This is a genomic window from Seramator thermalis (genome assembly GCF_004138125.1).
Classification (GTDB): domain Bacteria; phylum Bacteroidota; class Bacteroidia; order Bacteroidales; family Dysgonomonadaceae; genus Seramator; species Seramator thermalis.
Genome location: NZ_RXHS01000002.1, coordinates 39,538 through 65,837, shown reverse-complemented (window position 1 = coordinate 65,837; position 26,300 = coordinate 39,538). Strand labels below are relative to the sequence as shown.

Here is a 26,300-nt window from a genome sequence, read left to right as displayed (position 1 = left end):
TTCATCTAAAATTTATTTGTTTGAATCTTGATTTTATTTTTAATATTTCGTTTCATAATATCTATTGAAATTTTCTTTGTTTTTGAAATAGACCACGTCCTGTTTATTCCTTGTTTTAAGTCCGATAATTGCGTCAGCTTTGTTTATTGAATCTCCCGAAAATGCATCGGCAACCATTGCCACTTCCTTGAAATGTTTTGCGAGATGATTAAAACATTGTTGGCTACAGAAATAGTAAACTTTATTCTCAAAAACTGCTTTAGTACTTTCATGAATCTGTAAATTATCCCCATTCATACATATCCAGTTTTCAGGCATGTTCTGACCATACCATACAATTTTACGCCATGCGAACCTGGTTTCGCAACGATAGGTATAGAAAATCAGAATTGACATAAGACTCAGAAGAAGGATGCTGAAACTTATCAGCATGGTCCTGTTAAATTTTTTATTATCAAGCTTTTGCTTTTCAAGAAGCTCCTGCTTGCTTAATCTCTTCTTTTTCATACTTAAAAGATTAAGTGATTAATATTGCCGATAAAAAATGTGCTATCGGATTTATAAGAAAATCTAAAAGAAATTAAACAGCGAAGGGAGGTGCCCTCAATGAATAGTTGGTGAGAAATATTTGTTTGGGAGGAGAAAAACAAAAATAAATAATGCCAATTACCTCGTCAACATTTAATGCTATATCTGACTTTGATTCACTTCTAAAAAGGTCGAAATGTAGTTGCGTTACAAGCGGTAATTTTACATCAACATCGCCAGATTTTTCTGAAACGACAATATTTAAGGCATGGCAATGCGTTTCAGGATTTTCTCCGTGCTTTTCAGATTTTGATGTTTTACACTCCGAACTTTCCGAATGTGATTCAACGGAATCGAAATGATGATGATGAGGAACAACAGCATGGGCAAAAATAATTATCCCTGCAATCAGCACAAGAAATTTACCCGTATGTTTTTCCAATAAACTCAATCTCTTACAGTTTTAAAATGTTGATACAAAGTTATAACGACAAATATACACCAAAGTTCATGCAACCGGGTTGCAAAGTTATTTTTTACAATTTGAACAAACTCCTTTTACTACCATATTTACGCTTTCGAGGGAAAAACTACTGGGGAGGTTTATAGTTGGAACAGGAATGTCCTTTAAACAAAAGGTTTGATTGCAATTTGTGCAAAGAAAATGAACATGCAGGTCTTCGGGGTCGCACTCGCAATTGTCCTGACAAAGCGCATATCTCAAAGAACCCGAACCATCTTCTATCGAATGAATCAGTTTGTTTTCCTGAAATGTTTTTAGTGTTCTATAAAGAGTTGCTTTATCGGCTTTTTCAAATTTTTGTTCTAATTCAGGCAAACTAATAGCCGTTTTTTGTTCTGTTAGAACTTGCAAAACCAATTGTCGCATTGCAGTTGGTTTGATGTTTTTTAAGTTGAGTTTGTTGTCTATTTCCTTTTTCATTTTGTCGGTTCATTTCTTAATAGCTCAAAAGTAACAATTCAGCACGAGTGTGTAGGCAAAATTGCAGCTCTTTTACAAGCCTTTGGTTTGGGCGTTGGCTTGTGGGGGCTTGGAAATGTGCTGCAATGTGGGGTGGGGTTTCTTTCCTTTTTTTGCGGGGGGAGAAAAAAAACAAAATAAATTCCATCAAATTTGCACCGACTTGTCAAAGAGCTAAATATTTTAATCTGCTTGTTTTAAACTGCACCTATCAGTCTTGAAGGTTCTCTTTTTTCGCCTTGTTGCTAACGTTTTGGCGCTTGGCGCAGTGGCGGGTTTCGGAGCACAAAACTGTCAATACACCACAAAAGTTGATGCGAGGTACAATGTTCAATTAACCACGTCACCCGCCATTGAGCCAAACGCCTGTTAGCGGTTCGTGCTTCTTTTCTGCGTCTATGTAACTTGATTTTCTCATGTCAGTCGTCTTTTTAATAGCTGTGCATTTATTGCTACTACAATAGTGCTTAAACTCATCAAAACAGCACCAATTGCAGGACTTAACATAAATCCCCACTTGTATAATACACCTGCTGCTAAAGGGATTGCAAGTATATTATAACCCGCAGCCCACCAGAGGTTTTGTATCATTTTATTATACGTAGCCTTACCAAATAATATCAGGTTGGCAATGTCTTTTGGGTCGGAGTTTACAAGTATAATGTCTGCTGTTTCTGCTGCCACATCTGTTCCTGAACCAACAGCAATTCCCACATCTGCTTGTGCCAGTGCAGGTGCATCATTCACTCCATCGCCTGTCATGGCAACATATTCCCCTTTGGTTTGTAATTCTTTTACTTTCTCTAATTTATCGTGAGGTAATACGTTGGCTATGTAGCCGTCCATTTTCAATTCATCACACACTTTCTTGGCTACTTTTTCATTGTCCCCAGTAAGAAGCAAATTTTTAATGCTTGCTTCTTTTAATATTTGAATGGCTTCAAAAGAGCTTTCCCTAATTTTGTCAGAGAAGGTAAAATATCCTGCTACTTCTTTGTCAATCAGAATATAAACAACTGTTCCTGTAAAATCATTGATTGTATCGGTCACGCTAATGTTTTGTTCTTTCAGGTAATTTGGTCCGACTACTTTTATTTCTTTTCCTTCCACATTTCCTTCTAATCCTTTTCCAGGCAAGTAATTGAAATTTTCTGCTTTTGGAATTTTGATTTTCAATTCCTTTACTTTTCGCAAAAAACCCGCAGCGATATAATGTTCAGAATGTTGTTCAACACCTGATGCCAAACGGAGTAACTCGTTTTTATCAAATCCATTACCCAATACCTTCACTTCCTGCAATTCATGAGAACCTTTTGTAAGTGTTCCTGTCTTGTCGAAAATAATGGTTGTTATCAATCGAGCATTTTCAAAAGCAGTTCTGTTGCGAATGAGCAAACCTTTTTGTGCAGAAATGGATGTTGAAATGGCAACCACCAAAGGCACTGCCAAACCTAAGGCATGCGGGCAGGAAATAACCATTACCGTAACCATCCTTTCCAATGCAAATACAAAAGGAAACCCTAACAGCAACCAAACAACAAACGTAATGACACCACCGCCCAGGGCAACGAAAGTCAAAACCTTTGCGGCACGGTCGGCAAAGTTTTGTGTCTTGGATTTTATTTTTTGTGCATCTTCAACGAGTTTCACTACTTTGTTTAGGTAACTGTCTTTTCCAATGCTTACCACTCTAATGGTTAAAGACCCATTACTATTTACTGCCCCACCTATTACTTTGCTGTCTTTTTCTTTCTTTACAGGTTTGCTCTCACCTGTGAGCATACTCTCGTCCACATAACTTTCCCCTTCTATTACTATACCGTCTACCGGAACTTTCTCGCCCGGCTTCACCAGTACCATATCGTCAATTTTCAATTGACTGACCGGCATATCGTGAATGTTCCCGTCCTTAATATGGTGTGCAGTGGAAGGCATCATTTTTACGAGCAATTCCAATGAGCGAGAAGCACCCATAACCGACTTCATCTCAAAGTAATGGCCAATGAGCATGATGTCTATCAGAGTCACCATTTCCCAATAAAAGTCCATACCCTGCAAACCAAAAGTGATAGCAACACTGTAAGCCCAGGCAACTGTAATTGCAACGCCAATCAGTGTCATCATACCAATGGCCTTATCTTTTACTTCGTCATACAGCCCTTTTAGAAAAGGGTAACCGCCATATAAGAATATGAAAGTGGAAAGAAGGGCTAACACATATTTGTCGCCTTCAAAAGTGACTTCAAATCCTAACCACTGCTGTATCATGTGCGACAAGGCAAGTACAGGAATGGATACAATCGAACAGATTACAAATCGCTTCCAAAAATCGGCAATATTATGTCCTGCGTGTTTATCGTGTCCAGAGCCACTGTGTTCGGAATGGTGGTTATGTGTGTGGGTGCTTTCGGTATGATTATGCTCTGAGTGTTCCATATTTTTTGTTTGTTAATCTATTGTTTTGGGTGTTGTTTTAGCATGACCGCTAACATCTTAGTGTTTTATTCGCCGTTATAGCCCACCAAAGTTATTGAAAAGAAGTTGATTCGCAAATTTTCACAAAGATTAATTTAATATGATATCAATAATGGCAAATAAAACTAGTTGAACGGAACCTATTGCTATGGGAAAAGTATTTATGGGAGGTTGGCGTTTTTGCTTGATTTGTGTTAATAAGTTCCTATAAAAGCTTTTTTTCAAGTACATGATTGTTTTTTAATCTTAGACCGTCCACGTAAATGCATAATTCTCCCTGTATGATTTTGCTCATCATCTATACGAGTTTTGTCATTAAATGGAAAGAACGCTTTTGTTAATTATCAGAATTATCCTGGTTCCATGTGTAAAACATTGCATGCCGGGCTTACCATTAATTTCCCTTTTTTGCACTTTGCGCAAATAATCGGGTCCTTACCGGATATTATTTGTAAAACTTCCATTGCAAGCAGTCCTGTAAGTCTTGAAAAACAGGTTGGGGTGGGCAACAGTGAATAGCATAAATTGAGCTTTGTTTTCCTTTTGCAGATAGCCATGAATCCGAAGTAACGTATTTTGCTAAATCCACATGGAAGGACATGCTGCATGAATCGCCGTATAAACTCCATAGTTTCCAGGGTCATTGTTTTTCTTGCACCTCCTGCCTTGTTATCCCTATAGCTGAAAGTAACCTTATCATCTTTGTAACCTACCATACGGTGGTTGCTAATTGCCACACGGTGTGTGTAGTTGCCCAGATAACGGACCAGATTATCGGGTGAAGCAAACGGTTTTTCTGCATAAACCACCCATTTTTTAGCGTAGCATTTTGCTTTTATGGTCTGAAAATCGGGTGTATCATCCGGAAGTTTGATCTCCTTCCTGAATACTGACTCCTGCAGTAGCCGACATAAAATACCCCTGAAAACGGTGCTGAGCACTTTTACCGGGACAAAAAACTTTTTAGCACTTGGTACCCATTCCATTCCATCATCGGATACTCCTCCGGCAGGAACAATGGTATGAATATGCGGGTGATAGGTCATTGTTTGACCCCAGGTGTGTAACAGGGCAACAGCTCCGGCCTCTGCGCCTAAATAATGCGTGTTTCTGGCACATTGCATCAGTGTTTGTCCGGCTGCTTTGAAGAGCAAGGAATAAGCAATCCTCTGATTGATATAAAACAGTTTGTGCAGACACGCGGGTATTGTGAAAACAATGTGAAAATGTTTTACCGGGGGGAGATCAGCCGCAAGTTTATCCACCCATTGCATCCGTTTTATGTACTGGCATTTGGGACAATTGCGATTACGACACGAGTTATAGGATTGAACCTTGTGACCGCAATGATTGCAACTCAATGTATGCCCGCCAAGTTCTGAAGTACGACAGGCAATAATATCTTCCATTGCTTTTTGCTGTACGGCACAAAGTGTGTTCTCGGTCAGGAAATCGTGTCTCTTATCCCGGAAAATGTCAGCAATCTCTATGATTTGCTTTTTATTCTCCATAATGATAGATCAGAAAAGTGTTATATCATCCAATGGAGAAGTAAACTCGCTGGTTTTGATATGGGCTACATGCAGGTAAACAGCTGTGGTCTTCAATGAAGTATGACCCATGAACTGCTGTATCTGTCTCAGGTTTACACCGGCTTCCAATAAATGGGTGGCAAAACAATGACGCAATGTATGAAACGATACCTCTTTTTTTATTCCGGCATTTTTAGCACTGTTTTTCACAATATACTCTACAGTTCTTTCCGACAAGGGTTGTCCTTTACGCCCCATCGGTTCGAATAGATAAGTGCTTGGTCGTTCCAATTTATAATACATTCGCAGCACTTCGAGTGTTTTCCACGAAAGAATGGTATATCTGTCCTTCTTCCCCTTTCCTTGCACGATACGTACTTGCATACGCTGTGAATCAATGTCGCGTGGTTTGATTTGTAATACTTCCATCCTGCGAAGTCCCGCAGAATAAGTAAGCATTAGAATGGCTCTGTGCTTTATGTTGTTTGTTACCGTGATCATGCGTTGCACTTCCTGCAATGACAAAACTATGGGGAGTTTTTTCTCCTTGCGAGGCCGTCTTACATGGAACTCTTCCCATTTGCGATGGCAGACGTCTACATGAAAAATCTTGAAAGCACTTATAAGCTGGTTTACCGTGGAAACGGAAATTCCTTTTTTGGTAATCAGGTAATGTAACCAGTTTTTAAAGTCTTCGGTGGTAACCTCATACAGCGATTTACCCAAGTCTTTTTCAAGTTTTATGAGCAGGCTGCAATACGTCTTAATTGTACGGGGACTGTAATTGCGAATTTGCATCTCCTTGATCTGCAAACTCTCGAATGTTTTGTTTAGATTCATAATGATAATTAATTGAAGTTATTACGCTTCAAAATTATCACTATTCTAATTTACCGACAGGTTTAGTTCAACGTTAAATATACGCAACAGTTATCCGAAATACGCAATGCATAAAAAGGATAATTATATCAGCCTACAAATTTAGCAAACATTTAAGATACAGGAAAATATCTTCCCATAAACGCCACATACTGCCAAACCGGAGCCACACACTACCACCCATTCCAAAACCCTCTCTCAACCTACAGATTACGCTTAATTTTATTCTGCATTAATAGAGATGCGGAACCAAATAAGTAATCAATATGAAATACAATTCAAATTTAGATCCAGCGGAAATGTCTTATTTCCGGCTCAACCTGCTTTCTTACCTGCGAGATTCCCTCCCTGACAAAGCCAATGACCTTTCCTTTATTGCAGGGCGTGGAGATATGGCAGCCGAAGCATACAGCGAAGCCATTAAAAGCGGCTTAGACCATATTCAGGCAGCCGAAATTGCCAACGAAGCCTTATTCAAAGGCTTGCACTTCTCTTTTTATAACGTAATCGTTGAAATCCTTTGGAATGAATTTTTCGACGAAGTTTCGCCAAGCGAAGCCCACGCAAAGGCAAAAGAACTATTGCCCGAATGTCAGGCGGTATTTTCTAAATACAACCTGAATGATGATTATGCCGAAACGACCGAGTACCAGTCGCTCTATACGGAGCTTGTCGGCACAATCTTGATACTACTCGAAAATGAGTTACAATAAGCGAACTCATTTGCGTCAAAACATTGATGCAATTAAGTTAGCGTTAAGGCTCGATAAGGAACATAGAAAAGCAACTCCCGAAGAACGGGAAATACTCGCTAAATATTCAGGATTCGGAGGAATAAAGGCAATTCTTAACCCAGCCGACAAACCCGAAGATATTGAGCGGTGGTCAAAATCCGAAGTCGAGCTTTTTACGTTGGTGCAGGAACTCCACGAGGTACTCCGTGAAAGTTCTCCCACACCGGAAGTTTACAAACGCTATGTCAGTTCCCTGAAAAGTTCTATCCTGACCGCATTCTATACGCCGAAGCCTGTCATTGATACGTTGGCGGATGCATTAAAAGATAGCGGAATAACCCCGATACGCTTTTTAGAACCCAGTGCCGGAACAGGTGCTTTTATTTCTTCTTTCAAAGAAACCGCTCCTGAAGCAAAAGTAACCGGATTTGAAAAAGACCTATTGACAGGTAAAATCCTCTCACACCTTTATCCCGATGACAAAGTTCGGATTGAGGGTTACGAGAAAATGGAAGGACGCTACTCACAGCATTTTGATGTGATTGCATCCAATATTCCTTTTGGCGATATTTCGATATTCGATCCACTATTATCCAACCATGAGATACCCGCTGTCAAACAATCAACACAGGCGATACACAACTACTTTTTTGTAAAAAGCGTTATGTCGGCCAGAGAGGGTGGAATAATTGCGTTTATTACCAGTCAGGGCGTACTCAATTCGGAACAGAACAAGCCGATACGGGAATACCTGATGAACACCTGTGATGTGGTATCGGCTATCCGTTTGCCAAACAACCTCTTTTCCGACCATGCCGGAACAGAAGTCGGCAGCGACCTGATAATCCTGCAACGGAACAATAAAAGTATCGTTCCAAGCCAAAGGCAGCAGGATTTTATAGAATCCCGAAAATTGTCGAACGGTATTTCCATTAACAACCTGTTCCGTGATTTCGACAGGGTTATACAAACCAGTTCTAAGATTGATACCGACCCTTACGGCAAACCTGCGATTGTCTTTACTCACGAGGGCGGAGTAGAGGGTATTGCCAAAGACCTGCGACAAATGTTGAAAGAAGATTTCTCCCAACATTTGGATTTACAGCGTTACCAAACCTATGCACAGAACACAGCGGAACGACAGGTAGCAACCGCCGTAGAAGTTAAACCGACACTTGAATCAAATACCAATGACCTCAATCCTCTTTGGCAAGCAGAAGAACTCGATCCATTTTGGCAAGCTATTGAAGACGACTGGTTTCCCGGCAAGAATCAATCCGAAATGATAAAACCTGCGATTGAAAGCAAACCCGAACCACCCAAACAACAACAAAATTATTCGGGTACGCTTTTCGATATGGACGATCTTGCCATTAAGAAAGAGCCGACTCCGGAGGCAAAACCGAAGTCTGTTACAGAGCAACCTTTAATTACGCTCTATGACCTTTTCGGTTTTACCCAAGAGGAACGCAGTCAGGTAAGCAAGCCTAAAAAACGAGGTCGAAAGTCTAAATCAAAAGTCAGTAAGCCAAAAGAACTACCCTTTATGGACTGGCGGGAAGAAATGGCGCATAACACAGCACAGGAACGGGAAAAGCTACAAGAGGAAACTGCGGCAGCCTATCCCGTATTTGATGCCCGTCGGGAGGAACAACTGGAACGGCTGAAAGAAGAAGCCGAACGGGAACAGCAGGAACGTATGAAACCGATTCCCTACTTCAATGCGGAAGATATGCCATCCCATTATCGTGAAGGCTCGCTCGTAACAGACGAAAATAATCGTATCGGTTATTTGCGTGATTTGAATGGATTTCAGCCGATGTTCCATCCGCTTCAGCTCACAGGAACACAGCAGGCGAAAGCGTCCCTTTACATTGAAATTCGGGACACTTACCACCACCTGTATAATAACGAAGCAACAAGGTTGGAAGCTAATCCCGCATTGAGGGATATGCTAAACAGGCTTTATGACGATTTTACCCGTCGTTTTGGAAATATAAACGATGCAAAAAATCTAAGCCTTATAAAAATGGATGCCGGAGGAACAGAAATTCTGTCCCTTGAACGCTATGTAAACGGCAAAGCGGTCAAAGCCGATATTTTTGGGCAGCCGGTTGCTTTCAATCCAAACGAGATAACTTCTGCCGACAATGCACGGGAAGCCCTAACTGCTTCGCTTAATAAGTATGCAACAGTAAACCTTGAATATATGGCAGGGCTTACAGGCAGTACTTCGGACGAAATACTGGAGGAACTGAAAGGGCAGGTATTTTTCAATCCGATGATAGGGGCTTATGAAATTAAAGACAAGTTCATAAGCGGTAACGTCATATCCAAAGCGGAACACGTCGAGCGGTATATAGAGAACCACCCCGACCACGAAGCGGCAAAAGAATCCTTAAAGGCTCTCAAAGAAGCAATACCCCGTCCGATACCGTTCGAGGATTTGGATTTTAATTTTGGGGAACGGTGGATTCCGTCAGGTATTTACAGCAAATATGCTTCGCATTTATTTGATACCAATGTATCGGTACATTACGCACAAAGCCGGGATGAATACACACTCAAAGCCGACAGCAAAAATATCAAGATATGGGATCAGTACGCTGTTAAATCAACAAACCGGACTTTCGACGGTATCGCCCTGATGAAACACGCCCTGCACAACACTTCTCCCGATATTACGAAGAAAGTCAATAAGTTGATTGACGGGGAAATCAAAGAGGTCAAAGTGCGTGATTCCGAATCAATCCAACTCGCCAATTCTAAGATTGACGAGATACGGAACGGTTTTGTAGAATGGCTTAACGAGCAGTCGCCGGAGTTCAAAGACCGGCTGGCAGATAAATACAACCGCACGTTTAATTGTTTCGTCCGTCCGGAGTATGATGGAAGCCAGCAAGAGTTTCCGGGACTTGATTTGAAAGGCTTGGGTATTCCCGATTTATACAAAAGCCAAAAGGATGCGATTTGGATGGATAAACTCAATGGTGGGGGCATAATTGACCATGAGGTGGGCGGCGGTAAAACCCTCATTATGTGTGTAAGCGCCTACGAGAAAAAACGTTTGGGATTGGTAAACAAACCTCTCATTATGGCTCTCAAAGCCAATGTGCATGAGATAGCCCAAACTTTCTGTACGGCTTACCCAAATGCTAAAGTGCTGTATCCGGGCAAAGAAGATTTTACCCCCGCAAAACGGTCGAAGATCTTCAACGAAATGAAAAACAACAACTGGGATGCTATCATTTTAACACACGAACAATTTGGCATGATACCCCAGTCGCCCGAAATTCAGCAACGGATATTACAGGCAGAACTGGATTCGGTTGAAGAAAATCTGGAAGTATTACGGGCACAGGGCAAGGAGATTTCCCGTGCAATGGAGAAGGGTTTGGTTAAACGGCAGCTTAATCTTGAAGCTAAGTTAAGTAATATCGCCTATCAGATTGAAAACCGAAAAGATGATACGGTAGATTTCCGTTTAATGGGTATCGACCATTTGTACGTCGATGAGAGCCACCGTTTCAAGAACCTGACCTTTACCACTCGGCACGACAGGGTTGCAGGTCTGGGTAATGCCGAAGGCTCACAACGTGCCCTGAATATGCTTTTCGCCTTGCGTACCATTCAGGACAGGACGGGCAAAGATTTAGGAGCAACTTTCCTTTCAGGAACAACTATTTCCAATTCGCTGACGGAGTTATATTTACTTTTCAAGTATCTCCGGCCAAACGAACTGGAAAGACAGGGCATTAATACATTTGATGCGTGGGCAGCTATTTTCGCCAAAAAGTCGATAGACTACGAATTTTCTGTAACGAATGAAATTGTACAAAAAGAACGCTTCCGGTATTTTATCAAAGTACCTGAATTGGCGGCTTTTTATGCCGAAATTACGGACTATCGTTCTGCTGTAGATATTGGTATCGACCGACCTGTTAAAAACGAAATCCTACACAATATTCCGCCTACGCCCGACCAACAGGAGTTTATTCAGAAGTTAGTAGAGTTTGCCAAAACAGGTAAAGGCGAAATATTGGGACGTGCCCCACTATCCGAAAAGGAAGAGAAAGCCAAAATGTTGATTGCTACGGACTACGCCCGAAAAATGTCGCTCGATATGCGGCTGATTGATCCTGTTAAGTACGGAGACCATGTGGATAATAAGGCTTCGCACGTTGCTAAAATGGTTTCAGATTACTATACAAAATTTAAAGACCATAAAGCAACCCAGTTTATTTTCTCTGATTTGGGTACTTACAAACCCGGAGAATGGAACCCATGCTCCGAGATAAAGCGTAAACTGGTGGATGACTACGGAATCCCGGCTCACGAAATACGCTTTATTCAGGAAGCCAAGACCGACAAGGCTCGCAAAACCATGATTAAGGATATGAACGAGGGCAAAATCCGTGTATTGTTCGGCTCTACCGAAATGTTAGGAACAGGTGTAAATGCACAGAAACGTTGCGTTGCTATTCATCATTTAGATGCGCCTTGGCGACCATCAGATTTGGAGCAACGGGACGGTCGGGGCATTCGCAAAGGTAATGATATAGCAAAATTGTATGCTAATAACAAAGTAGATGTACTGATTTATGCGGTTGAAAAATCATTGGATGCGTACAAGTTTGGCTTGCTCCACAACAAGCAGCTTTTCATTCGCCAGTTGAAGAACAATTCACTGGGTAGCCGTACCATCGACGAGGGCAGCATGGACGAAAAAGGCGGTATGAACTTTTCCGAATATGTGGCAATTCTTTCGGGTAATACCGAACTGTTGGAAAAAGCACGTTTGGAAAAGAAAATTGCTTCGTTGGAATCCGAACGGCAGGCGTTCATGCGTGGTAAGTCTTCATCACGTTACAAATTAGAGAGCATTGTTTCTGATGTGGAGAAGAACAATGGCTTTATTAACCGTATATCTAAGGATATTGAAGCGTTCAATTCCCGTGTGCAGTACCAACCTGACGGTGTTACCCGTCTGAATCCCGTTCAGTTGGACGGATTACAGGGTAGTAACCCGAAAGAAGTCGGCACAAAGCTGAATGAAATAGCAGAAAAAGCTCGTACACATGGAGCACATGAGAAAATCGGTACGCTTTACGGATTTGATTTAATGGTAAAGTCAGAAACCACAGCTAAAGACGGCTTCGATGTAATACAAAACCGCTTCTTCATTAAAGGCGAAGGCGACATTCTCTACAACTACAATCATGGGGTAATGGCGACCGATCCGAAGACGGCAGCACAAAATTTCCTGAATGCTCTTGATACCATGCCGAAACTTTTGGAAAGGTATCAGGCAGATAACGAGAAATTGCAAAAGGATATTCCCGTTCTTAAAGAAGTAGTCGAAGGAACTTGGCGAAAGGAACCGGAACTGAAAGCCCTGAAAGACGATTTGGTTAAGTTAGACCGTGAAATCCAACTCTCGCTTAAACCAATCGAAGAGAGTGAGGGGCAGGAGAGCGTGCAGGACAATAGCGTTTCGGCAAGCAATCAAAGCCAATCACAAGGGAAGCCCGAAACTTCATTTGTCCAGGACACTCCACCTCCAAACACTTTACAAGGAGTGAAAGAAATCATGGGCGACAGGCTTGTTATTGCTTCGGTGGGTGGTAGTCCGCCGAAAGTGGAGAAGAAAGAAAGTAAAGCTTTTAAGTTATAGTATAGAGTGGTTGTGAGTGTATAATTCACAACCATTTTTATATATCGCCAAAACTTTTATCTTCAAATAAATCGCCGTTATATAAAATAGGATATTCATTGGAATCAGGAACAAATGTTTCAATAACAGGAGGTTCTTCTGAAATAATATTCTCTGCAGAATAATGAAATAGTACAATATTGTCGCCGATGTAACTACGCGCAGATTCATATTTAATTCCGTTATAGCCTGCCTTTTTCGCACAATCCATGATGAACCTTGTAATGAAGTAATCAGGTCTCCAATTTCCTTCGTTATCTTTTATGCAAGATAAATATCCTCCTGTATGCAATGCAATGAGCAAAGCATGCGTAGATAACGTCATCATTGTCCAATCGAAAGTTAAATCAAGGATGTTCTCAATAGGTTTTTTAATATCAATTTTTTGTATCCAAACTAAACGGCTTTTTTCAGTATCTCCTAAGATTTCTGCTTTTGCAGTATCTTTTTCTTTAGATAAGTATAAATGACTTTGACCAGAATGATTGAAGCGTCCCTCTTTGGGTATTCCTATAGGAGCAAGCATTAAATCTTTCGTCTCAAAGGCAATGTCATTTTCTACTTTACGACAACGATAAAATTCTCCTGATACAGTTTCAACAGGCAGTTTTTTTGCTTCAATTTCTTTCTTAATATCTCTCGCTATTTTACAATCTAATGATAAAAAAGGATGCTTGATTATTAAGTTCTTAAATTCGCTTAATGGTTTTCCATATTTGCGTTTAGCAAATTCAAAATGTCTATCTAATTCTATTTCATATTTAGTCTTTAGACCAATTTCTGAAAATGGATAAAAATCTGATGTTCCACATCTGCATGATAAATTTCTGGCAAATAATTCATGTAAGTTTTCTGGAACATTATAATCATATAATAGCTCGCTAATTTCTGTACGGTCTCCATGTATCCAAACAGGTTCCCCCTCGTCATAAGGCTGACAATTATAGCAATACTCTATTTGCCCTTGTATTCTATTGAACAGTTTTTGATTTTTCTTTGAAAGTTCACTGATTTCATCTATTTCATACATAGTTCTATCATTGGTTGTAAACAAAAATAATCAAACTATATTTGACGTAAAGTCAAACATTAAATGTTTCATTAATGAGGGACTATTATGAGTAGAAATATAGCATGATTCAAAATCAATTAGCCCAAATGAGTGTTGATTTAATCTTTCCGATTCTCTATTAAGATTATACAAACATGAATTTAGTGCTGAAATAATATTTTCTGCTTTGCCTTGGAGAATATAGCCTATTAAACAGCCATTAGGTGGATATTTTCCAGAGATAAAGTTATCAATGCCTGTTTCTATATATCGCTTATATAAGCTATGTGCATTAATACTTATCTTTCCATTTTTACCTATTCTATTTGTTTCACAATCTGACTCTATCAAGTTTTTGGCTTCTGCAAAAAACTCCCATTCAGTATCTGTCCAAGTGGAAAAACAAAAATCAATTCTTGGAGATTTATTTGCTGATAAATTGTCTTCTTTGTATAATCTATGTTCGGGTTCAACTCTAATTTTCCACGCAATCCGTTTTCTATTAGATTGAAGACAATTTGTCAATTCTTTGGAAATATCTTCTTCAACCCAATTGATAGAGATAGTCTTTTTAGATTTTATGTCTGCATAGACTTCACTTAATAAAATGAAGCAACGTTTTTCTAAAACCTGAATCGTGGTATTTATATATATGGGATTTAAACTTCCTGTCATTTCTGTCCTCCCATATTTGCTATTTCCATGACTAAAGAAAGAGCATCATCTATTGCTTGTGACCGTGTCCAAAAACGTTTTTGATTAGGTTTTATCAAATAAATCTTATCTGTGTCATAATAACGAAATTGTTTTTGTACATAAATGTTTTTACCCTTTTCTTGGATAGAATATTTATCTAATTCTTTTAGCAAAGGAGCTAGTTCTTTTGATTCTCTGACTTCGATTTCTTTTTGTATTTTGCCGAAATGTATAACTATCAAATTTAATGGTTCTGAACGTTGTATGTCATAAACACTTATATTTATCTTATGATTGGTTTCAGAATAAAATTCATTTAGCTCATTGGCAAGTATTTGAGCATAAGCTTTATTTTCGTCAAGAAATACCTTGTTAAATGCTATTGATTTTTCTTTTTTATAAAACAGGTCTACTGAAATATTTAGGAAATCCTCTATCATAAACTTTTCCCTGACAGAAATATCCAAAGAAGAGAGAACTACAGTTTTAATTTTTTCCTCTATTTCTAATAAACTATCTTGGAACAGTGTATCTGACTCAATAATATTTTCTATTTCCTTGTGTAGAGATATGAATTCTTTATATTCAGATTCTCTATTTTGCAATGGTAATAAATAAACTTCATTAGGTTTTATACGTTCTCTCTCTATCCCCCATGAACTGGAAATCATTAGTAAAAAATAAGCTGCAAAATCTGAGTTTAAAATAGCTGATAGTACTCGTAAACTATTTATATTTTCAGAATGTAATCCAAGAACTGTACTGTTAAAAGCTACTTTTGATTTAACAATTCCAGAGCAAAACTCATTATCCTTAAATCCTTCTTTAATTAGCAATATAGGTCCTTTATATACCTTTTTGTTTCCTAATCTTCTGAAAACATTTATAGTTGGTAATTCTGTGATGCTTTTTTTACCGTAATATTTTAAATACTCATTAATTGTATCTTTATCTCTTAGTAATGAATTAAGTTCTGTGAATGTCGTTTCTAATGTTAGATATTTTCGAATCCTTTCTGGACGAATAAATCGCAATTTGGAGATTTCATCATCTACGATAGGCTTAATTGTTGATTTATTTAGAGGCTGTAATCCTACGCCAAAGTCTATACTATTAGTTTTAATAAAATTCTTTACATTATTTGACATATTTGACAATCTATTTATCAAATAGAAATCACCAATATTTCCCCACATTGCAATTTTCCAAATCTTTGTATTTGGAATTTGGCATTCAGCACGCGGAAGGAATTTTACATCTGTACTATCTATTACAACACCATCTATTAGATTAGATTTTATATACGTTTTTGGAGCCCAATATTCAATTGTGGCAGAAGGCTTTTGGGGCTGTTTATTTTGAAAATATGCAATACAGATGGGGCCAACGGCAGAAGTAAATAGTTGTCCACCAAAATTTTTAGGAACCTTTCTAAAAATAGATAGGTTGTAAACTTTTTCTACATAGTTCTCATTAAATAACCATTTCCTAAAATTCTGAAAAGGGGTTTCTGTATTAGTTAAAACTTTTGTATTGAAAATTAAAGCAATACTCCCTGCTGGACAAAAATCAACAGATTTATGAATAAATGGCAAAACCATCTCTTTCCCAAAATCAAATTTGGAACAATAATCCATTATTGATTTTGATAGTTTTTTAGTTCCAAATGGCGGGTTGCCCACAACTAAATCCACTTTTGTAAAATCATCAGGATTAACTTCGCCAATAGTATCTCTACACCAAAGATTATTTCCTCCTTTATCTTTCAGTGATTTATCTTTAGGATTATTGATTAGATATGGAAATTTATTGTGTTTGTCTATCCATAATGTTTTTGGATTAAGATATTCGACAAGTGCCAAATATAAACTAAATGCAGCAACTTTAATTGCTAAAGGATCGATTTCTATACCAAAAATATTATCAACAAGAATATTCTTAAGTTCTTTAAATGTGATGTCTTTTTCGGGGTTTGCATTTTGCCATCTTCGAATTAATCGCTTATAACTTTCAACTAAAAAAATCCCCGAACCACATGCTATATCTAACGTCTTAATGTTATAATTAACCTCATTCTTGATTGGTAGTTTGTCGTTTAAAATTAGTTCAACTAATGTATATGGAGTATAGAATTGTCCTTTTTCTTTTTTTGAGGCGAACTCTCCCAAAAAATTTTCATATACTTCACTTAGTAATTCAATTTGAATAAAATCAAATTTGAAAATTCGCCAATCATCAAAAAATTTAGGCTGACCTGAAATATCACCATCAATAAAACATCTCTTTATCAAGGAAAGATGATCTTTATTGACGAAATTTTGTTCATTCTCTATAATTGGGAATACATTACCATTGAAGTGTTCTTGCAGTTCTATAAATAAACGATAAGTAGCATCAACGTCATCTAAAATATCAAAATAACTTTTTGCTCCTTTTTTTATCTTTGTGTATAATCCAGCTTCTTCTGCTGCCCCTTTATCTTCTAAATAAAGAATAAAAAGAGAGCGCATGAGAAGCCCATGAATAATATTGATATCCAAGATATCTTTCTTTAATGCATTGGAAGTCGCAAGAAGACTTTGAACCAGATATTTATCTATCCTTTTTTGAATATTGATTTTTTCACGGAGATCATAATCGCTTGTCCATAGTAGCCCACAATCTACTCCTATTCGTGAAAATAATTCAATCAGAACTTTTAAGTTATCTTCATCAGTCTTAATGCAACTGAATATTTCATATTCTTTAAGCTCATTTGTATAGCTGGATTCTGCTTTTATATATTGAGGTTTCTCGTAGCAGTTATATATCCTGATTTCCGTATCTGATACAACAAAAAGAAACATTATCTTTCGGTAATTCCATGCCTTATGTTGAATTTCTGCAATTTGTTTAAGGGCATTTTTATTAAAAGAATCTACTTCTTTAAAGAGAATTGCAGGGAAATTATCTGAAAAATAGATTTTGTCTGCTCCAATTTTTTCTAACTCCTGATATTCAGGGTAGGAGTCTGATATGTCAGAACATTCTATCAAATGCTCATATCCTAATTCTTTATAGAAAAAATTTGTACTCATATGCATTTAAAATCAAAGCATTAGACATGAGATGCCCAATGTGGCAAAATTACAAAGAAAGTAGCTGATAGCCAAATTCTACTTTAGATACTTTTCAACACTCACTTGCTAGAGTTATTATCTCCCCTTTTTTTGTTGAAGTTTGTTCTAATAAAAGCATGAACATCACTTTCTTTATAATAAGTTTTGTGATATAGCGTTTGAAACGGCAATTCTCCCGTGGCACGATACCGTTGCAAAGTTCGTTTGCTGACATTAAGCAACATACACAAATCCTGATTATCAAGCAGGAGTTCTCCGTCTAATATATTCCTGTGTTTACTCATTTTATCGAGAGTTTTATCTTGTTTGTCGAATCGATACATAATTCGCTCCATCCAGGCTTCAAAATCTTCTTTACTTATATACATAACTGTTGAATTTTATATAATATGCCCTATCATAAAATAATTCTGACTGGACGGATCTTTGATGATTATTTCTTTTTCTCGCATATACTTGATATAGCTTTTGGCAGTACGCTCTTTTACATCCATAATCTGCTGAATCCGGTCGCACAGGTCGATATAAGTCAAGTGCTTTTGTACGCCAAATATCTCACGGGCAACTGTCGCCAACTCTTTTTCTTTCCGTTTTTCCTTTTCCTCTCGTGGCTTTTCACCGATATAAATGTGCATTCCCAGTTCCTTATCCCAAGAGAACTGCATCAAAGGAACGTCGAGAGGGCTTCCGTCCCTTACTTTGAGAGCCTTAACAACCGATATCGACGGTTCCGAATCGAGTTCTATACTTAGGATAGCAGCAGCTTTTCGCTGTAATTCCGAACCGAGATGCCCTCTTAATTTCAATCCATTTGGCACATAATGAAGCACACAAACGATACAAGTACGGTATATTCCCGCCAAACGATACAGTTCGTCCATAATACGGATGCTTTCTACTTCATCATTGGCTGATGATACCAAATCCGCAATACCGTCGATAACAACCAAGCGTATGCCCTCGTATTCATAATGGTATTTGTCCATACTCTGAACTATGGCTTGCAATCGTTCTTTCCGGGACATTCCAGTAAGGGAGAAAGCCCGTAGTTCTTCCGGTTTTTCGTTCAGTTTGGCTCGTTTCAAAAGATTGGAAACGTTTTTGAAAAGCTGTACTTCGGATTGTTCAGTATCGTAAAGCAAAACCGCCTTGCCGTCGGAATTATCACGGACATTCACGCCTAACGTATCAATGGTACGGTTGTCTTTTATGATTGAACCTGCAATCAGGGCGGCAACATAGTTGCTTTTCCCCGTACCTTCCCCGCCCGTAATGCAAAGGATGTTTCCCTGTGTTCCCAGAGGTACGTCGCCGGCAGATATAACTTCTTCAGCTTTTGCCGGAGGATTGTTGAAATCAATTTCGCAGGATTTAAGCATGGTCATTGTTTCATTATATAGGTTATCAAGAAAGTCGATGAATAGTTGTCGAAGCTCTTTGCGGTTATTCCCTTTGCGGAAATAATCGGTTATATCCTTGTCGGTCTTTTCGCCTGACAATGGTAAGACGAGCCGTTTAACGCCATACTCCGACAAGGCTTTTTCATGCTTCATTGCACTGTCTATTCCTGTTTTATCCGCATCATAGAGCAGTACAATATGTTTGAATCGGAAAGTGAGTTTATAGATTATTCCTGTCGGAATGGTCGATGTTTCGCTGTTGAAACAGATAGCATGGAAGCCATGTGCGGCAAGTGTCATCACATCTTTTTCTCCACCGGTAATAAACAATGTATCTCCTTTGGCGGGTAATTGTTCCAGTCCGAAACAATAACTATCTCCGATATTCCCGCCATACAAGAAACGTACTTCCGAAAATGGACGGTAGATTTTTACATATCGTTTACCTATGTACCCAAATAGCGGCTCATTCTCCGATGAAGTGTAAGAGAACGATTTTCCGTCCTTATTTTCGCTTCTAAACTCTTTCAGGGATACGGCTCTGTATAGTTTCAGTATTTCGGGAGTGATACCTGACCTTAACCAAAAATCCAGTTCCTTTTGAGTAAACTTCTGTTGTGTGATATTATAGGGTTTGATTTTGGGTAGTTCCGGGATCGTCGAATTATTCTTTTGTGGAACTGACTGCGGAATATGAGTTGCATAGTCCGAACTATCCAATCCTAAAGACATATCCCTGTTTATGGTTTTCAGTATTTCAACGAAGTCAGCACCATTGTTGCAATCCAAACCTTTCAACTGCCCAACGAAAAAGAAGCAATCTCCGCTGTAATTATCATTGCCGAAATCTTTTATGCGATAGATATTGTTACGACGGTCAAAATACACATTACACGAAGCCTTACGGTCTTCATACAATGGATTCAGAAAATTACGACCTGTTTTCCATTGTACCGAAATATAGTGCTTGAATACATTCAGACCGTTATTTGTCTGTCTTAATAGTTCGTCTTTGTTGAGCATATAGTTTATGATTATTTATGAGGTCATTCATACATTCTTCGGTACTGCGGATTCTCTTCTCATTAAGCATTCGCTTAATTTCCGCAATGGTGTAATATGATTTTCCTGAAATGATTGAATATGAGATCAGTCGATTGCTTCGTAAGCGTTGAAGTGTTCTCTCACTGATTTTGAGAAAGGTGCAAACTTCGTAACTATCCACCCACATTTCATCAGGGTTGACTGTATCATCATCCTGATGATCTACGACAAACTTTGCTATGGCATTAATCTTTGTGACTAAATCTTTATACGCCTGCGATTCTATTGTTATGACATCCATATTCGTAACTATTTAATTCGCTGCAAAGTTCGGGGAAAGAATAATACAAAAACAGGGGGAGTAGTTAACTACTCCCCCAAGTTTAGAATATAATTACAAGTAATTCAGTTAATTATAAAATCATTCTTTTTCATTTTGTTTCAAAGGCTTGATTTTCCGACTTCGTTCCAAGCTTCCTTTGAGGAAATCTAATGATTTTGTCAGGTTACAAGATTTTCGATTATAAATCTCTGCCTGCTTATCGTATATGCTTCCAAAATTGCAATTGAAAACATATTCAAAAGCTCTTGCCAATTGCACCAAAGATGCAGGTTTACCGTTTCGGTTTTTTATTTCTTTTGAAAGAAAAATACTCATCACTAATTCCGCCAACCCGATAATTCCCAGTCCTTTTGCTTTGGGGATTACATAGAGTTCCGACTTAAACGATAGTTCTTCTGTTAGAGAAAATCTTTCCGGGTATTGTATCTTTAGTTTTAGCAATTCCATTTCAGAATGTAGAAAGCTCAAAGCCTTTCGGATGTAATTAAACTTAATCATATCCCCCCCCCGACTCGTAAAGTGATGATGTTTTTATTGAATCTATCTCGATACGGGAGTGATTCAATAGACGAAACACTTTCGAGTAATCTGCCTCTGAGTTGCTTGTTTCTGTAATCTGCTTAACAAAAGATTCATACGAAGTTTGGATTTCTTTGTTCGATACTTGCGAAGGTTCAGACAATAGTCTGAAAAACTCCTTGGTTGTTAAATCATTCATAGACATAATTTTTTAATGTTAGACGTTATGTGATAGACATACAAAGTCTTTCTTATGCCTGTATATAATCCTCAATTAAGAGGTGATCTTCCCCTGCAATGTATCAAATGTATCTGCTAATTCTAATTTTATTCCGGTTTCAAGGGCAGCGAAGTGTTTCTTGCCACAGGTTATTTTTGCTCTCTCGGTTGGTTTTATAGCGTCTTCAAACAAACCGCCCTTAGTCTCTACAACAAAATAAAGTTTCTGCTCGTGACCGTCATCCCAAACAAGTGCCCAGTCGGGATTATAGGCTCCCAATGGCGTATCAATCTTAAACCAGGAGGGTAGTTTGGTAAACACCTTAACATTATCGGAGCTTTCAAATCGTTGTGCCATACTGCGCTCTGTTTCCGAATCATAAATCACATAATCGTAGGGTGATTTGTTACTTTCCAGTAAGTTGCTGCTTAGATAACCTTGCAGCTCTTTGTTTTCAAACAGTTCCTGACACCACATATCCTTATCTATCCGCTTGTATTTGATGCCATCAACCAATAAGAGGCGCATCTCGTTACGAATGATATCAATAACCGATTCGATAAAGGCTTGAGGATTTTTCTTAAACGCTTCCAGGCGTTTGCTCCCAATCAAGATGGAAACGATGGATTGACGGGTCAGTCCGGTCTCGTTTTGCAGGTAAGTAACAATATCCGGCAGTATCGAAACCGTATCGTCCATAATCCGTGTCGATTCACGAGGAGAATCTTCTCCCTCCAGAACGCCCCCTTCGGTAATCGCTAATTTTATTTTGCGGGTAACAAAGCGTCCTTTGCCTACCACCACCTCTTCGTATATCCGTTGAGCGCATTGATCGATCAATTTGTCCGAATCAATTTTTACGGAGTACGTCGTTTTGTATTTTATCCGATCCCATAGATTCTTGAAATCTTCGTTATTGATAAAAAACTCTTTCTTGAATGTTACCCGACGCACATCGTCCCGGTTTTTGATATTCATAAAGTTTCCGCTGATACGCTTCAATACTTTCAGAATCGGTGTTTTAATATAGTCAAATTCTTCGGGAATAGCTACCCGATTGTCGCGCAAGTCTATTTTCAGTTTTTCCTGCACTTTAGCGGCAATCTCTTTGGTTTTCTTGTTGACAACTTCTTCTCTGACATAGCCTTTCTCCACGAAATAGTCGTAAAGTCGAACCGATTTTTCTTCGTTCAGATACATCGCTTTGTCCTGATCCGCACCTACTTCAATACGGGCGAAAGAATGTTTATGCAGGTAACCGAACTTAATTCCGGTATCTTCCTCTATTTCATTCTGCAACGCTTTGGCGAACTCTTCATAGCTTTCGTTTGCCATCACAGTAAGTGTGTTTACGTCAAAACCTTTTACCCGTTCGCCGTCCTGATTGACACACAAACGAAGTCCCCGCCCAATCTCTTGCCGTTTCTTTATCTCTTTGGTTGTTTCGTTAAGCGTACAGATTTGGAACACATTCGGATTGTCCCAACCCTCACGCAAGGCGGAGTGGGAGAAAATAAAGCGGAGTGGCGTTTCGAAGCTCAGCAGTCGTTCCTTATCGCGCATAATCAGATTGAACGCATCATCGTCTTTAGCCGTTTTCCCGGAGGTGTCTACAAAAACTTCAAATTTATCTTTATTGTTCGAGGCTTTCCCTTTCTTATCCACCGAGAAATATCCATCGTGGATCTGGCTAACATCCACATCCTTGTCCTTCATTTCATTAAATAAAGAACGGTATTTCGGTTTCTGTATCAGGTTGTTATATTCTTCTTCAAAAATACGGGCATACTTCCCGTTTTGGCGATTCCCTTCAGCATCGTACTCCCGGTAGTTGGCGACTTTGTCGATAAAGAACAGGCTCAGCACTTTTATTCCTTGCGGATTGAGCACTATTTCTTTGTCAAGATGCGCCTCGATGGTCATGCGTATTTGCTCTCGTTTCAGCAGGTCGTCACTCAAACTCCCCGACACAACGCCTTGTTCTATAATCTTATCATTGCTTGTAAACGACATATTCCAGCGTTCGCCATCGTACCAAATATCTTCCACGATATACCCTTCGTATTGCTCGCGCTTGGTGATATCAAATAAATCCTGTCCTTGCTTTACCCACGTTTTCTTGCGGTTAACTTTTCCTTTGTTTTGAAAATCCAATTCTACCTGTGCTTTAATTCCGGCTTTATTGTCCACTTTTATCAGGTCGATATACGCATCGTTTTGGAAACCTTCCACAGTAGCAGTCGCCACTTCAATCTGTTTTACTAATTTCAGTTCGTAAGCATCCACCGAATCGAGCTTATACATCATGTTGTAAGGTGTGCGGTGTGTGGCAGAATAGCGCAAACAGCAGAGCGGATTGAGCGCAGCGATAGCTTCTTTCGCTTTGTCGGTATTATCCACACTTTGCGGTTCGTCGATAATCACTATCGGATTCGTTTCTTTAATCAGGTCGATGGGTTTGTAGCCCAACTTATCGTTGTAACGGTGGATAATGTTTGACTTGCTGTTTTCATCTTCACTTTCGAAACTTTTGCGGAATGCATCAATATTGATCACCATAATCTGAATACTGTCACCCGTGGCAAACGAGCGTACTTGCTCTAATTTGGCGGCATCGTACACAAAATAATCGTACACTACATTCTCGTATTCGCTTTTGAAGTGCTCTTTGGTGATCTGTAAGGATTTGTATGTACCCTCTTTGATGGCGATGCTCGGCACTACAATGATAAACTTGGTAAAACCGTAACGCTTATTGAGTTCAAAAATCGTTTTCAAATAGACGTAGGTTTTACCTGTACCGGTCTCCATTTCTACGGAGAAGTTCATTCCCTCTTTCTTGAAACTCTCGGCGGTCGATTGCGGCACGCCGTTACGCAATTGGATGCGCTGCATATTGGCAAGCATATCTTCCTCAATCATTTTTAAAGAGTTGCCGATACCGATAGTAGCGCTTTTCCATAGCGAACTTTCTTCTCCCTTGATGGGCGTGATAGAGAAATTGCTTTGGAAAATCTCTTCGCCTTCAAATATATCGCAGATACTATTTACTGCGTCGTCCTGATATTCGAGGTGACTCTCGAATTTTAATGTCATATTTTTAGCCATACTGCGTCCTCTCTTTAAACGGTTGCCACATTCGTAATGCCGTGCTGTTTCAAGATCAGCAGCGTATTGGTTTTCACTTCGTCCGAACCATTAAACCCGGCTTCTTTGAATACCACACGGCAATTGGCATCCACTCCTTCGGGGCTTACCTCTTTGTAGAGTTTACCGATACCGTCGGCAACTGCCGTGGATAGGCTTTCTGCCAAGCAGACAATCAACGAACCGGCACCCATTTCATACACGGTTTTTCCATCTATGGTGTGACGATTAATCTTTTCGGTCAACTCAATGCCGTATTTGATCAGTATCTCATACAACAGATCATCTTCACTTCTATCTATTTTGATATTAAACAGCGAGTTGCTCAGGCTTGCTTCCAGATTTTCGGGATCGCTATCCCAAGCATTAATATTTGAGCTGTCGAGTTTAAATACTTTGAAACCGATGTCTAATTTCTTCTCTTCTTCAGCAAATAGTCCGCCTTCTTTTTCGGCTTTTGCTTTTTGCTCTTCCATTATTTTTTTACCTGCACGGCGGATACGCTCCTTGGCTATTTCGGGAATGGTGGTATATCCAGCTTTGCGAGCTTCGCTATCTTCAGGCGTAGGTTCGGGTATTTGTACACAGATGTATTTGCGGTTACCTCCATCTTCGGCGTTGAGTTGCATCACTGCATGGGCGGTGGTAGCAGAGCCGGAGAAGAAGTCGAGAATGAGAGAGTCTTTGTTGGATAATCGATTTATTAAATATTCCATTAGTTCTTTTGGTTTTGAATAATCAAAGTAATCCCCTAATCCTAAATTATACAATAACTTGGCTCCTTGAGTACTGGAAAATTCATCAATAACTCCCATTGGTCTTTGTGTCCTTGATATAATATTTCCTTCATTATCGCAGTTCAAATATTGTTTAGAATATACAGTCCAGATACCATCCCTGTCTTTCTTTATAACAATGAAACCATTTTCTACTCCCCAATCATATTTAGGCTTTGACCATCTCCAACAAGCTTTTCGCCCATTGTTATTATCTATTGGATTTATTAATGTTCCATCAGGAGCTTTTATAGGATAATCTAATGATTCAGAGTATTGTATAGACCCCATGCCCATTTTCTGCAAATAATACTTCCCTCTAATAGAAACATATTCATCTTCAGATTTATACCTGTCTTCATTTCCAACAGGCAATCCTATGACCTCTACAAGTTCTATCTGTTTACAATAACATAATATATATTCGTGTTTTAACCTAAATAATTTGCTATCAGAGCTTCCTCCTCCTTCTTTATTAGTCCAAACAAGTTGTGCCACAAAATTCTCCTCCCCAAAAATCTCATCACAAACTTTCCGTAAATTTGCCACCTCATTATCATCAATCGAAATAAATATCACCCCATCATCCGTCAACAGGTTGCGAGCAAGTTTCAGTCTCGGATACATCATATTCAGCCAGTTGGAATGGTAGCGCCCGTCACTTTCGGTATTGGTGGAGAGTTTTTTGTCCTGCCCCGTCAGCTCCAGATAGTTCTTCATGTTATCCGCATAGTTATCCTTATACACGAAGTCCTTCCCGGTGTTGTAGGGCGGGTCAATGTAGATCATCTTAACACGGCTGTGGTAGCTCTTTTGCAAAAGTTTCAACACCTCCAAGTTGTCGCCCTCAATGTAGAGATTATCGGTCGTATCCCAATCCACACTCTCTTCGGGGCAAGGGCGGAGTGTTCCCGTGCTTCGCTTTTGTGCTTCACGCCGTGCGTTGGCTTTGCCTGCCCAGTTGAGACAGAAACGCTCTTCGGCGGTGTCGCCATAGTTGCCCAACAGGTCATTTAGTGCTTCAAAGTCCACACGACCTTCTTTTATCACTTCAGGCAAAATCTGTTTCAGTTGCTCCAGATTTTGTGCCACCAAGTCGGCACTTTTGCTCTCGGCTTGCGGTATGTTTGTCTTTTGCATAG

The 26,300-nt window shown here is 39.2% G+C and carries 17 protein-coding genes; 2 read left to right on the top strand and 15 right to left on the bottom strand.

The features are described from left to right. Positions 1-39: 39 nt before the first annotated feature. The 6 genes from EJN84_RS02380 to EJN84_RS02355 form a co-directional block, all read right to left on the bottom strand. Positions 40-507, bottom strand: coding sequence for a hypothetical protein (locus tag EJN84_RS02380; RefSeq protein ID WP_129593938.1), 468 nt, complete (start codon positions 505-507; stop codon positions 40-42). 73 nt (positions 508-580) lie between these two features. Continuing rightward, complete coding sequence (locus tag EJN84_RS02375; protein ID WP_129593937.1) at positions 581-979, bottom strand: hypothetical protein; 399 nt, start codon at positions 977-979, stop codon at positions 581-583. 78 nt (positions 980-1,057) lie between these two features. Then, positions 1,058-1,471: a Fur family transcriptional regulator gene (locus EJN84_RS02370; RefSeq protein WP_129593936.1), complete on the bottom strand. Its 414-nt coding sequence runs from the start codon at positions 1,469-1,471 to the stop codon at positions 1,058-1,060. Positions 1,472-1,924: 453 nt separating this feature from the next. After that, a complete protein-coding gene (locus tag EJN84_RS02365; protein WP_129593935.1) occupies positions 1,925-3,946 on the bottom strand; it encodes a copper-translocating P-type ATPase in 2,022 nt (673 codons plus the stop codon). Between the two features lie 389 nt (positions 3,947-4,335). Next, positions 4,336-5,496, bottom strand: coding sequence for an IS91 family transposase (locus EJN84_RS02360; RefSeq protein ID WP_129593934.1), 1,161 nt, complete (start codon positions 5,494-5,496; stop codon positions 4,336-4,338). Between the two features lie 9 nt (positions 5,497-5,505). Further along, a complete protein-coding gene (locus EJN84_RS02355) occupies positions 5,506-6,357 on the bottom strand; it encodes a tyrosine-type recombinase/integrase (protein WP_129593933.1) in 852 nt (283 codons plus the stop codon). A 305-nt stretch (positions 6,358-6,662) separates the two neighbouring features. Between EJN84_RS02355 and EJN84_RS02350 the strand changes: the two genes are divergently transcribed. Both EJN84_RS02350 and EJN84_RS02345 read left to right on the top strand, forming a co-directional pair. Further along, positions 6,663-7,109, top strand: coding sequence for a DUF1896 family protein (locus EJN84_RS02350; RefSeq protein WP_129593932.1), 447 nt, complete (start codon positions 6,663-6,665; stop codon positions 7,107-7,109). Then, positions 7,096-12,804 (top strand): N-6 DNA methylase, encoded by a 5,709-nt coding sequence (locus tag EJN84_RS02345; protein ID WP_129593931.1) that lies wholly within the window; start codon positions 7,096-7,098, stop codon positions 12,802-12,804. The genes EJN84_RS02350 and EJN84_RS02345 overlap by 14 nt, the downstream gene beginning before the upstream one ends. 37 nt (positions 12,805-12,841) lie before the next feature. On the opposite strand, the gene EJN84_RS02340 is transcribed toward EJN84_RS02345, so the two are convergent. From EJN84_RS02340 to EJN84_RS02295, 9 genes are all read right to left on the bottom strand, one after another. Beyond that, the gene (locus EJN84_RS02340) at positions 12,842-13,873 is read right to left on the bottom strand and encodes an RES family NAD+ phosphorylase (protein ID WP_129593930.1); all 1,032 of its coding nucleotides are present in this window, start codon (positions 13,871-13,873) and stop codon (positions 12,842-12,844) included. 30 nt (positions 13,874-13,903) lie between these two features. Further along, the gene (locus EJN84_RS02335; protein WP_129593929.1) at positions 13,904-14,569 is read right to left on the bottom strand and encodes a hypothetical protein; all 666 of its coding nucleotides are present in this window, start codon (positions 14,567-14,569) and stop codon (positions 13,904-13,906) included. Further along, positions 14,566-17,667 (bottom strand): HsdM family class I SAM-dependent methyltransferase, encoded by a 3,102-nt coding sequence (locus EJN84_RS02330; protein ID WP_129593928.1) that lies wholly within the window; start codon positions 17,665-17,667, stop codon positions 14,566-14,568. The genes EJN84_RS02335 and EJN84_RS02330 overlap by 4 nt, the downstream gene beginning before the upstream one ends. 101 nt (positions 17,668-17,768) lie before the next feature. Continuing rightward, positions 17,769-18,077, bottom strand: coding sequence for a helix-turn-helix domain-containing protein (locus EJN84_RS02325; RefSeq protein ID WP_129593927.1), 309 nt, complete (start codon positions 18,075-18,077; stop codon positions 17,769-17,771). Positions 18,078-18,089: 12 nt separating this feature from the next. Further along, complete coding sequence (locus EJN84_RS02320) at positions 18,090-20,132, bottom strand: bifunctional DNA primase/helicase (RefSeq protein WP_129593926.1); 2,043 nt, start codon at positions 20,130-20,132, stop codon at positions 18,090-18,092. After that, on the bottom strand, positions 20,095-20,340 hold the full coding sequence (locus EJN84_RS12525) for a helix-turn-helix domain-containing protein (RefSeq protein WP_394343076.1): 246 nt from the start codon (positions 20,338-20,340) through the stop codon (positions 20,095-20,097). Before EJN84_RS12525 ends, EJN84_RS02320 begins: the two co-directional genes overlap by 38 nt. Positions 20,341-20,574: 234 nt before the next feature. Continuing rightward, complete coding sequence (locus tag EJN84_RS02310; protein WP_129593924.1) at positions 20,575-20,994, bottom strand: RteC domain-containing protein; 420 nt, start codon at positions 20,992-20,994, stop codon at positions 20,575-20,577. A gap of 295 nt (positions 20,995-21,289) precedes the next feature. Then, positions 21,290-24,331 (bottom strand): type III restriction-modification system endonuclease, encoded by a 3,042-nt coding sequence (locus EJN84_RS02300; RefSeq protein ID WP_129593922.1) that lies wholly within the window; start codon positions 24,329-24,331, stop codon positions 21,290-21,292. Between the two features lie 26 nt (positions 24,332-24,357). Next, the gene (locus EJN84_RS02295; protein ID WP_129593921.1) at positions 24,358-26,298 is read right to left on the bottom strand and encodes a site-specific DNA-methyltransferase; all 1,941 of its coding nucleotides are present in this window, start codon (positions 26,296-26,298) and stop codon (positions 24,358-24,360) included. Positions 26,299-26,300: the final 2 nt, after the last annotated feature.